The organism is Microbacterium sp. Z11_20, from assembly GCF_057197605.1.
Genome location: NZ_JBXVOQ010000002.1, coordinates 428,674 through 437,591 on the forward strand (window position 1 = coordinate 428,674; position 8,918 = coordinate 437,591).

An 8,918-nucleotide genomic window follows, 5' to 3' on the forward strand; every position below is an offset into this window, starting at 1 on the left:
CCCGCGGTCATCCACGGTGTGATGCTGTAACGATGGAGGACACGAGCGACGAGCTGCGGATGCTGCGCGCTCGCGCGTACGGACCGTCGGCCGACATCCACGCCGACCCGCAGGCGCTCGCCCGTCTTGCCGCGCTCGAGGACGCCGAGCGCAGGGCCGCGTCGCCGGCCGACGTCCCCGACGCTGCCCCGCCGGCCGAGCCCGCCCCGCCGGCCGAGGCCGATGGCCCCCCGCCACCCGCCCCGGCGCCCACGCCGCGCGCCGCCTGGGCGCCCCGGTGGCCGGCGATCCTGTGGCCGGCCGCGGTCATCGCGGCCGCGGCCCTGGGTGCGGCCTCGGCCGCCATCCCCGTGGTCTCGCGCGATGGCGGCGGGGCGCAGGTGGCGACCCTGTCGGAGGATCCGAACTTCCAGTGGCCGGAGAACTTCTTCGGTCCCCCCGAAGACGGCGGCGCGGGGTACGAGGACTTCTTCGGCCTGACCGTGATGACCACCTCGGGCGGCCGGTGGCAGCCCGACACCAGTGACGAATGCATCGTGGTGACCAGCGTCGCGCCGGACGACGACGGAACCTCGTCCCCCTCCCTGCTCTACACCGGGTGCGGCGCGGGAGCGTTCCCCGCCATCGCGGTGCTCAGGGTCGATTCGACGCTCCCGGAGAGCATCCGGGAGCGCTTCCCCGCCGGTAGCGCCCTGCAGTTCGTGTTCGACGGTGAGCGGGTGGGGGTCTTCACCGACGCCGGGGAGTGAGAGGGTGGAGTGTGCCCCCCACCCTGCTCGATCTCGTCCCGGTCGGCGCCGATGACGACACCGTCTACGGCGGCTTCGTGTCGTGGGCCACCGAGCGCGGGCTGACGCTCTACCCCGCGCAGGACGAAGCGGTGATCGAGCTCGTCTCCGGCGCCAATGTGATCCTGTCCACGCCGACGGGGACGGGCAAGTCACTGGTCGCCGTGGCCGCGCACGCCGCGTGCCTGGCCCGCGGCGGACGCACCTACTACACCGCCCCGATCAAGGCACTCGTGAGCGAGAAGTTCTTCGCGCTCGTCGACATCTTCGGAGCCGACAAGGTCGGCATGGTCACCGGCGACTCCTCCGTCAACGCGGATGCACCGATCATCTGCTGCACCGCCGAGATCCTCGCCAACCTCGCCCTCCGCCAGGGGCCGGACGCGGCCGTCGACCAGGTGGTGATGGACGAGTTCCACTACTACGGCGACCCCGAGCGAGGCGGCGCGTGGCAGGTGCCGCTGCTGCTGCTGCCGCGCGCGCAGTTCCTGCTGATGTCGGCGACGCTCGGCGACGTCACCGCGATCGCCGATGACCTCGCTCGCCGCACCGGTCGCCCCACCGCCCGGGTCACCGGCGTGGAGCGGCCCGTGCCTCTGCACTTCTCGTACGCTCGCACTCCCGTGCACGAGACGGTGCAGGAGCTCCTCGACACCCGCCAGGCGCCCATTTACATCGTGCACTTCTCGCAGGCCGCGGCGATGGAGCAGGCACAGGCCCTTTCCAGCATCCGCATCATCTCCCGCGAGCAGCGGGACGAGATCGCCGAGGCGATCGGCGGGTTCCGCTTCACCACCGGATTCGGGCGCACCCTCTCGCGCCTGGTGCGCTCCGGCATCGGAGTGCACCATGCCGGGATGCTGCCCCGCTACCGTCGGCTGGTCGAGACACTGGCCCAGCGGGGCCTCCTGCGGGTGATCTGCGGCACCGACACCCTGGGCGTCGGGATCAACGTCCCCATCCGCACGGTGCTGCTCACCGCGCTGTCGAAGTACGACGGACAGCGCATGAGGCATCTCTCGGCGCGGGAGTTCCATCAGATCGCCGGGCGGGCGGGCCGCGCCGGGTTCGACACGGCGGGCACGGTCGTCGTCCTCGCTCCCGAGCACGAGATCGAGAACGCGACCGCGGTGGCCAAAGCCGGGGACGACCCGAAGAAACTGCGGAAGGTCGTTCGCAAGAAGCCGCCGCAGGGATTCGTGAACTGGAGCGAGGGCACGTTCGAGCGCCTCGTCTCCGCCGAGCCCGAACCACTCGTGCCGCACCTGCAGATGACCGCGGCGATGCTGATCAACGTCATCGCCCGCGGCGGGGACGTGTTCGGCAACGTCCGAGCACTCGTCTTCGACAACCACGAGCCCCGCGCCCGCCAGCGGGAGCTCGCCCGTCGTGCCCTGGCGCTGTTCCGGACCCTGCGCGCTGCCGACGTGGTCGAGGTCGTCGGGGGCGAGGTGCGGCTCACGGTGGAGTTGCAAGCCAATTTCGCGCTCAACCAGCCGCTGTCGCCGTTCGCGCTCGCCGCCATCGAGCTGCTCGATCCCGAAGACCGCACGGGCGCCGCCGGGACCGGGCACTACGCCCTGGACGTCGTGAGCGTGATCGAGGCCACCCTCGACGATCCTCGGCAGATCCTGTCGCAGCAGGAGCATCTGGCGCGCGGGGAGGCGGTCGCCGCGATGAAGCGCGACGGCCTCGACTACGACCAGCGCATGGAGGCGCTGGAGGAGATCACCTACCCGCGGCCGCTGGCCGAGCTGCTGGCCCAGTCCTTCGAGGTCTTCGCCTCGAGCCAGCCGTGGGTGCGCGACTTCGCCCTCTCGCCGAAGTCGGTGGTGCGCGACATGTTCGAGCGTGCCCTGTCGTTCGGCGAGTTCGTGTCGCTGTACTCCCTCGCTCGCAGCGAGGGCCTCGTCCTGCGCTACCTCAGCGACGCGTACCGCGCGATACGCCAGACGGTGCCGGTGGAGGCGCAGACCCCCGACCTTCTCGACCTGATCGAGTGGCTGGGCGAGCTGGTGCGTCAGGTGGATTCGAGTCTCGTGGACGAGTGGGCGGCGCTCATCGCCCCGCCCGCCGAACAGGATGCGCCGGTGGTCCCGCCGGCGCCGCCGTCGGTGCTGACGAACCGTCGTGCCTTCGGGGTGCTGGTGCGCAACGAGATGTTCCGCCGCGTGCAGCTGGCGGCGCTGCAGCGCGACGACGAGCTGGCCCTCCTCGATCCCGACGTGGACTGGTCGGCCGCGCTGGATGCCTACTATGCCGAGCACGACGAGCTTCTCACCGGTGGTCCGGCCCGCTCGGCCGCCCTGGTCGCGATCGACGAGACCGACGCGGCATCCGGGATCTGGCGCGTCGAACAGACCCTCGATGACCCCGCCGGCGATCACGACTGGCGGATCCGGGCGGTCGTCGACCTGGCTGCATCCGAGGAGGCGGGTACAGCCGTCGTCCGCGGCACCGAGGTGGTCCGGCTGTAAGCGGGTGCGCGCCTAGGCTCGGGAGGGTGGAGACCTCGCTCGCGATCCTGCTGCTCGTCAACGCCGTCTTCAACGTGGTCGTCTGGCCGCGTTTCTACGGCCGGGTGGCGAAGGATCCGCGCGCACGGGACGCGGCGGGGAAACCCACGCGGTTCCTGATCGTGCACGTCGTGCTCATCGCCGTCGCCCTCGTCCTGGCTCTCGCTTCGGCCATCGCCGGACTGGCCGCCCTCGTGAGCTGAGCCCGCGGCGGCCGACGCCCGCGCACGCCCGGCCCCGGGGGCTACCGGAGTCCCTAGACTCGCGGTGGAGCCCGTCCGGCTCCGGACGCCGCTGGGAGGAGCCACGAGATGCAACTGGCCATGGTGGGACTGGGGAGAATGGGCGCCAACATCGCGCGGCGCCTCATGCGCGACGGGCACGAGTGCATCGTCTACGACGTCAACCCCGCATCGGTGGCGACCCTGGAGGGCGAGGGAGCCGTCGGCGCGCGCGATTTCGCCGACCTCGCCGCCCGGATGACGGCACCCCGCGCGGTGTGGCTGATGATCCCCGCGGGCCTGACCGGCGGTGTCGTCGAGGAGGTCGCGGCGGTGCTCGAGCCGGGCGACATCATCATCGACGGCGGCAACTCGAACTACCGCGACGACGTCCGGCGGGCGGCCGCTCTGCGCGAGCGCGGCATCCACTACGTCGATGTCGGCACGAGCGGCGGCGTGTTCGGACTCGACCGCGGCTACTGCCTCATGGTGGGCGGACCCGATGAGGCGTTCACCTACATCGAGCCGGTGCTGCGGACGATCTCCCCCGGGCCCGGCGAGATTCCGCGCACGCCCGGTCGTGACGGGGACTATGCCCCGGAGGAGAGCGGCTACCTGCACTGCGGTCCCTCGGGCGCCGGACACTTCGTGAAGATGGTGCACAACGGCATCGAGTACGGCGTCATGGCCTCGATCGCCGAGGGGCTCAACATCCTGCACAACGCCGACGCCGGCCTGCGCGAGTCCACGCACTCCGCCGAAGTCGCACCTCTGGAGGAGCCGGAGTTCTACCAGTTCGACATCGACACCCCGAAAGTCGCCGAGCTGTGGCGACGGGGCTCGGTGATCTCTTCGTGGCTGCTCGATCTCACCGCCGCCGCGCTCGAGGACAACCCCAGGCTCGAGGGACTGGCCGGTCGCGTGTCGGACTCGGGAGAGGGACGGTGGACGGTGAAGGCGGCGGTGGACGTCGGTGTGCCCGCGCCCGTGCTGGCGGCCTCGTTGTTCGAGCGGTTCGCCTCACGGGGGGAGGATCGCTTCGCCAATAAGGTGCTCTCGGCGATGCGGCTCCAGTTCGGCGGGCACCAGGAGCTCCCGGCGGGCGACGTGCTCGAAGCCGGCGGTGCCAACTCCGACAGCTCCTCGCGCTGAGCGGCCGCCACTCCACTCGTGCACCGCGTCGCGAGCGGGCGCAACCCCGGATGACGGATGCGGGGGCCGGACGTAGGCTGAAGGACATCTCACCGCACGGGGGGCAGCATGGTTCGGGTACGCGTGGCAGGAGTCGCGCTGGACTCCGCCCAGCAGCATGTGATCCTCCTGAAGCCCGTCGGGCCCTCGGAGGCCGCCGGGTCGGTGCTGCCGGTGTGGATCGGAGCGCAGGAGGCGACCTCGATCCTGGTCGCCGTGGAAGGGGTGGTACCGCCGCGTCCGCTCGCGCATGACCTGATGGTGCGCCTGGTCGAGGCCTTGGAGGGCACGGTCGAGCGCGTCGAGGTGACGCGCGTGGACGGCGGGACGTTCTACGCCGAGGTCACCCTCTTCACGCCGCATGGCCTGCGCGTGATCGATGCCCGGCCATCGGACGCGATCGCGCTGGCGTCCCGCCTGGATGCACCGATCTGGGTCGCCGACGCCGTCTTCGCCGAGGCGGGCGTGCCGGAGTCGCTGGCCGAGCCCGCGGACGAGGTCGACGAAGAGGAGAAGCTCGACGAATTCCGTCGATTCCTCGACGACGTCGACCCGGACGACTTCGTCCCCTGAACCCGGTGCCTGGGGTCCATGTCGTTCGTCAAGAGGTTGAGCGATCTCGAGGCGTGCGGCTGCTGCTGTGAGCGGTCTGGGGATTCGTAGTCCAGCGGGGGTTCGTTCGTAGGATCGTGACATGCCGAACCATCGGGTGGCGGGTGTGCCCAGGTGGGTGCGGGTCGTGGTGTGGAGCATCGCGGTCAGCCTCGCGGTGCTGGGGATTGTGCTCGCGATCGTGTCGAGCAGCTTCTGGCCCCTGATTGCGTTCGCGGGCTTGGCTATCCCGATGTTCCCGATCGGAACGCCTCGAACTTCGGGTTCCGGGTCCGGCCGAGCTTGAGCGCGCGATCAGGCCGCCAGTTCGCCGCCTGTGATTCCGTGTGACCGCTGGTAGAGAGCGCCGTCACGGAGCATTGCGATAGCACGTCAGATCGGCGAGCGCATACGGCATCGCCCGCGGTCGGTTGTAGGGCTTGTTGCCGGTCCGGTCGAGAGCGACCGCGTGATGTTCGCCTCTGCCGACCTCGAGTCCGGCGAACACACCGACCTGGTCGTCGTTGCGGATGTCGAGCCCGGCAGGCTGCCACCGCCCAGCATCCTCGCTGAATGGCTAAGGAAAGTAACGGGGGCGAACGGTCGGTCCGACGGGTCAGAACGGTGGTGGGTCGCCCTCGGGTACGAACACCACGCGCGGTGGCGGCTGGTCGGTATAGGTGTTGCCGAGCGGGCTCGTGAATTCGAGGGCGCCGTGTGGCAGCTGCCGGACGGTCCACTCGGTCTCGGATTTCAGCGTGTGATGTCGGACGCAGAAGTGGCTGAGGTTGCCGATCGCGGTAGCGCCGCCGTCGTGATGCTCATGATTGTGGTCGAGCTGGCAGCGGTGGGCGGGGGTGCGGCATCCGAACCCGCGGCAGTGCTGGTCGCGGGCTTGGAGGAAGCGTTTCTGTTCGAGTGCGGGGGTGTACCGGTCGACTTCGAGGACGGTGCCGGTGATCGGATCGCACAGCACCCGGTCCCAACCGGGGGCGTCACCCGCGAGGCGCCGGGCGGTGGCGGGGTCGATGGGGACCTGACCGTGCAGGCTCGCCCCGGTGTCGGTGGTGCCGGCCAGGGTGGTGGCGGGCACGATGATCTGCACGTGCGCGCGGATCGCGCCGAGCCCGCCCGGGTTCGGTCGGCGACCGGATCGATGGCGGGTGCTCCGGTGAGGAGCATGTCGGCGACGAGGTCGGCGGAGATCTGGCGGAGCGTGCGCGTGTCATCGATCTCCGCCTCATCCACTTCGTCCGCGGATGCGTCCGCCTCTGGCGCCTGCTCGGCTGCCCTGCGCTCGCGCTCCGCATTCGCGGCATCGCGGATCGCGCGGGCCTGCTGGGTGATGCGGTCGCGGGCTCCATAGGCGAGGGTCGCGGGGAGCAGCACCTGCAGCAGGGCCATCCCGTCATCCAGATCGAGAACGCTCACGCCGCGGGCCTCGTTGGCGCGGGCGTGGCGTTCGGTCATCCCGACCGGGTTGACCACCTCGGCCAGCTCCCGCGCGTACGCCCGGGTACGGCCGGGGGTCTCCCGGGCGGCGAAGCCGAGAACGGTCTCCTCCCACGCCCCGCGCACGCCATCGTCGTCGATCGTCGTCCCGGTTTCGAGGATCACGTCCGCGTGCCGTTTCGAGATCCGCGCCGCCTCCAGCGCGTCCACTGTCGCGGCGAACCGGGTGACGAGGACGTAAGCGTCGTTGAGCTCCTTCTGCGCGGTGAGGTCGTGCACATGAGTGGCGAACGCGACCTCCGCCGCGGTCGACCGCATCGGCATCTCGCGCTTCCGGGAGGCGTGGGAGCTCATCCGCCCGATCTGCTCGATCGCGACCTCAGCGACGACCGCGTGGTGGCGGATCAGCTCGGCCTGCACCTTCGCGAGCATCGCCTTCTGCTCCACGATCCCGGCGAGACCCGCACGCATCCGCGTGGCATCATCCGGCCGGGTTTCCCCAGGTTGGGAGCTATTTTCCATACCTCAGAAACTACTCCGGGCCACCGACATTCCAGACGCCCCGGCCGCCACTCCGGCAAACCTGTGGAGAACTCGCGAAGCTCGTTCGCTGTGCACTGAAAGGTGCGAACGCACCGAAGCGACGGACCCCTCGGCCACGTCCTGCGGGGAGGAATCCCGTCGGCCGGTTCACAGCCGGCCACGCGCGGGTGGCGGCTCCGATTCCGTCAGGCGGTAGGAGCGAGCGTCGACTGCCAGCCGAGCGAGGGCGCCACGTACCGGGCGAACGACTCGACGATCCGCAGATTCCAGTCCACCCCGAGCTGGCTCGGGATCGTGAGGACCAGGGTGTCCGCGCTGCGGATGGCGGCGTCGTCCAGGAGCTGGTCGATGAGCACGTCCGGTTCGGCCGCGTACGTGCGGCCGAATGTCGAGCGCATCCCGTCGATGATGCCCACCTGGTCGGAGTCCTGACCACCGCGCAGGAGCATCGCGTCCCGTTCGCTCGTGATCGGGAAGATGCTCCGGCTGACCGACACGCGCGGCTCACCGGCATGCCCGGCCTCGCGCCAGGCGGCGCGGAAGGCGTCGATCTGCTGCGCCTGCAGCTCGTCGAACGGCACGCCGCGGTCCTCGCTGATGAGCGTTGACGACATCAGGTTCACCCCGATGCGACCCGCCCACTCCGCGGTGGCGATGGTTCCTGCACCCCACCACACGCGCGAGCGCAGGCCCGGCGAATGCGGCTCGATGCGCTGCATCCCGCTGGCCACGCCGAACGGGCTGGCCGGGTCGGGCTCGGCGAGTCCTTCCCCGTCGATGGCGCGCAGGAACAGGTCGAAGTGATCCCGGGCGATGTCGGCGCCGCGCGGATCGGCCGACCCCGTGTAGCCGAACGCCTCGTAGCCGCGCACCACCGTCTCGGGTGACCCACGGCTCACGCCGAGGGCGAGTCGTCCGCGACTGAGGAGGTCGACGGCCGCAGCCTCTTCGGCGAGATACAGCGGGTTCTCGTAGCGCATGTCGATGACGCCCGTCCCGATCTCGATGCGCTGGGTCCGCGCCGCGATCGCGGCGAGAAGGGGCATCGGCGAGGAGTGCTGACGGGCGAAGTGGTGCACGCGGAAGTACGTGCCGTTGACGCCGAGGTCGTCCATGCCCTGCGCGAGGTCGACCGCCTGGAGGAGCGTGTCGCCCGCGGTGAGCTCGCGGCCACCGCCGAGGGGGCCGTAGTGCCCGAAGGAAAGGGTGCCGAATCGCTGCATATCAGGGGGAACCCGCCGGCCGTCGGATGCATTCCCGTGAATGCATGAGCCGGTGGCCGGCGGGTGCGGTCACTGCGCCGCTGTCGGGTCGTCGTGGTCGACCTCGTCGTCATCGTCCACCGCGAGGTGTTCGGCGATGGCGACGTCGTCCGCGCGGGCCGGAGCCTGGTCGGCGAGGTCGGCGCGGTCGCGGTTCGGATAACCGGAATCCGTGCGGAGGTCGGGCTCGGGATTCTGCGGGGCGGCGGGGTCGGACATGCCGGTTCCTTTCGTCGGGAACTCCATCGCATCGCACCGGCCGGTCCCGTGGGATGGGCTTGACAGCCGCCGGCCCCGCGATACCGCGGTAGCCCGGGCCGGTCTGCACTGTCAATCCCCTCCATCCCGCCTCCG

At 70.5% G+C, this 8,918-nt stretch carries 8 protein-coding genes; 5 read left to right on the forward strand and 3 right to left on the reverse strand.

Features of this window, described 5'->3' with window-relative positions; all coding sequences use genetic code 11:
• Nucleotides 1-32 precede the first annotated feature (32 nt).
• The 5 genes from AC2DFQ_RS07095 (at nucleotide 33) to AC2DFQ_RS07115 (ending at nucleotide 5,289) form a co-directional block, all read left to right on the forward strand.
• Complete coding sequence (locus AC2DFQ_RS07095; RefSeq protein ID WP_484533404.1) at nucleotides 33-749, forward strand: hypothetical protein; 717 nt, start codon at nucleotides 33-35, stop codon at nucleotides 747-749.
• An 11-nt stretch (nucleotides 750-760) separates the two neighbouring features.
• The gene (locus tag AC2DFQ_RS07100; RefSeq protein WP_484508489.1) at nucleotides 761-3,265 is read left to right on the forward strand and encodes a DEAD/DEAH box helicase; all 2,505 of its coding nucleotides are present in this window, start codon (nucleotides 761-763) and stop codon (nucleotides 3,263-3,265) included.
• A 26-nt stretch (nucleotides 3,266-3,291) separates the two neighbouring features.
• Nucleotides 3,292-3,507, forward strand: a complete 216-nt coding sequence (locus tag AC2DFQ_RS07105) for an SCO4848 family membrane protein (RefSeq protein WP_484533405.1) — start codon at nucleotides 3,292-3,294, stop codon at nucleotides 3,505-3,507.
• 108 nt (nucleotides 3,508-3,615) lie between these two features.
• On the forward strand, nucleotides 3,616-4,677 hold the full coding sequence (gene gnd, locus AC2DFQ_RS07110) for a phosphogluconate dehydrogenase (NAD(+)-dependent, decarboxylating) (protein WP_484533406.1): 1,062 nt from the start codon (nucleotides 3,616-3,618) through the stop codon (nucleotides 4,675-4,677).
• Nucleotides 4,678-4,800: 123 nt separating this feature from the next.
• Nucleotides 4,801-5,289 (forward strand): bifunctional nuclease family protein, encoded by a 489-nt coding sequence (locus AC2DFQ_RS07115; protein WP_484533407.1) that lies wholly within the window; start codon nucleotides 4,801-4,803, stop codon nucleotides 5,287-5,289.
• Nucleotides 5,290-6,060: 771 nt separating this feature from the next.
• Here the strand turns inward: AC2DFQ_RS07115 and AC2DFQ_RS07120 are convergent.
• From AC2DFQ_RS07120 to AC2DFQ_RS07130, 3 genes are all read right to left on the reverse strand, one after another.
• Nucleotides 6,061-7,230: a DUF222 domain-containing protein gene (locus AC2DFQ_RS07120; RefSeq protein WP_484533408.1), complete on the reverse strand. Its 1,170-nt coding sequence runs from the start codon at nucleotides 7,228-7,230 to the stop codon at nucleotides 6,061-6,063.
• Between the two features lie 257 nt (nucleotides 7,231-7,487).
• The gene (locus tag AC2DFQ_RS07125; RefSeq protein WP_484533409.1) at nucleotides 7,488-8,525 is read right to left on the reverse strand and encodes an LLM class flavin-dependent oxidoreductase; all 1,038 of its coding nucleotides are present in this window, start codon (nucleotides 8,523-8,525) and stop codon (nucleotides 7,488-7,490) included.
• A gap of 69 nt (nucleotides 8,526-8,594) precedes the next feature.
• Nucleotides 8,595-8,783, reverse strand: a complete 189-nt coding sequence (locus AC2DFQ_RS07130) for a hypothetical protein (RefSeq protein WP_484508496.1) — start codon at nucleotides 8,781-8,783, stop codon at nucleotides 8,595-8,597.
• Nucleotides 8,784-8,918 lie beyond the last annotated feature (135 nt).